This is a genomic window from Liquorilactobacillus sicerae (assembly GCF_029916425.1).
Taxonomy (GTDB): domain Bacteria; phylum Bacillota; class Bacilli; order Lactobacillales; family Lactobacillaceae; genus Liquorilactobacillus; species Liquorilactobacillus sicerae.
In genome coordinates, this window is record NZ_JAHAVQ010000212.1 from 1 (window position 1) to 464 (window position 464).

The 464-nt window shown below is 37.1% G+C and carries 1 protein-coding gene; it reads right to left on the reverse strand.

Going from position 1 to position 464, the window contains the following annotated elements:
- On the reverse strand, nucleotides 1-264 hold a 264-nt coding region (locus tag KH893_RS12055; RefSeq protein WP_427860424.1), incomplete at its 3' end, for a lipoate--protein ligase family protein.
- Nucleotides 265-464: the final 200 nt, after the last annotated feature.

A 464-nucleotide genomic window follows, 5' to 3' on the forward strand; every position in this document is an offset into this window, starting at 1 on the left:
TAAGACAAAAGAAAAACTAATATTGCCTAAATCGTCATATACGGCACCGCCACCGGTTTCCCGACGAGCGACCTGAATTCCTTTTTCTTTTGCGTATGCCTGATTAACCTCAGCAAAAGTATTTTGATTTTTACCGACAATTACAGCATTGCCATATTGAGAAAAGAAAAAGACCGGTTCGGTCAAAGGAAATTCTTCAAGCAGATAATGTTCCATCGCCACATTAAAAAAGGCATCGGTATTTTCATAGCTTATATATTTCATGTTTTCTCCCGGAAAACAAATTTAAAAAATCATGCACAATCATAACTGGGTTTTTCGCCCTTGTATACATTGATAATTTTGCCATCCGATTGGACAGTAACTTCGTCATATTCGCCAAAAAGTTCCTCGTAATTCTCATTAGTCGAAAGATCCTGCAACTCCATTTGATTAGCAGTATCACCGGAAACAATCAATTTTTC